General features: G+C 71.3%; 1 protein-coding gene. It reads left to right on the forward strand.

Annotated elements, in window-relative coordinates:
• The coding region (locus tag FK219_RS13290) for an IS1380 family transposase (RefSeq protein WP_165638156.1) at nt 1–1,182 on the forward strand (1,182 nt) is incomplete at both ends.

Genomic DNA, 1,182 nt, shown 5'->3' on the forward strand with positions numbered 1-1,182 from the left:
ATCCAGCCCGTGTTCGATGAGGACAATCTCGTATCGCATACCGGTCTGGTGCCGGTGCTGGCGCTGGCCGAGCGGGCGGGCCTGTCGGAGCTGGTGAGGGAGCACTCGAGCGTGCCGTCGGCGTCTCGGGATGTGAAGGCTCGCACGGTGATCGCCGGGATGCTGGCGGGCGCGGACAGCATCGATGATCTGGACGTGCTGCGCGCGGGCTCGACCGCACGGGTGATCGGCGAGGTGCGTGCGCCGTCGACGATGGGCACGTTCCTGCGCTCGTTCACGCACGGGCACGTGCTGCAGCTGGGTGCGGTGAACCGGCGGCTGCTGCACGGGCTGGCGGACATGGTCCCCGGCCTGGTCGGCGGCGACGACGGGTCGCTGGTGCTGGTCGATCTGGACGACACGATCGGCGAGGTCCACGGCTACGCGAAGCAGGCCGCGGCGTTCGGCTATTCCGGGGTACGCGGCCTGAACGCGCTGCTGGCGACGATCAGCACGCCCACGACCGCGCCGGTGATCGGCGAGTTCTCGCTGCGGCGCGGCAATGCCCGCTCCGGGTCGGGCGCGCACTGGTTCGCGGCGCGGGCGTTGGCGACGGTCGCGCGGGTCGCGCCTGGCCGGCGGGCGCTGGTACGCGGCGACAGCGCGTTCTGCAGCCACGACCACGTGCAAGCGGCCATCCGGGCGGGTGCCTGGTATTCGTTCACGATCCCCAAGTGGCCGACGGTGACGTCCGCGATCGACGCGATCGCCGAGGACGCCTGGACGCCGATCGAGTATCCGCACGCGGTCGCCGACCCCGACACGGGCGAGCTGATCAGCGACGCCGAGGTCGCCGAGACCACGTTCACCGCGTTCGTCTCCCGCCGCAAGAGCGAGCGCATCAGCTGCCGGCTGGTGGTGCGGCGGGTGAAGCGGCTGAACACCGGCGGTAAGACCGGCCAGGAGCCGCTGTTCGACACCTACCGGTATCACGCGTTCATCACCAACAGCACCCTCTCCGCGGTCGAGGCGGACGCGACCCACCGCCGGCACGCGATCGTCGAGCAGGTGATCGCGGAGCTGAAGAACGGGCCGCTGGCGCACCTGCCATTGGGCCGCTTCCACGCCAACGCCGCCTGGCTGGGGTTCGCGACCATGGCCTTCAACGTCTCCCGCGCGGCGGCGATCGCCGCCGGCACCCCC

The sequence above is a fragment of the Microcella pacifica genome (genome assembly GCF_009371975.2).
GTDB lineage: Bacteria > Actinomycetota > Actinomycetes > Actinomycetales > Microbacteriaceae > Microcella > Microcella pacifica.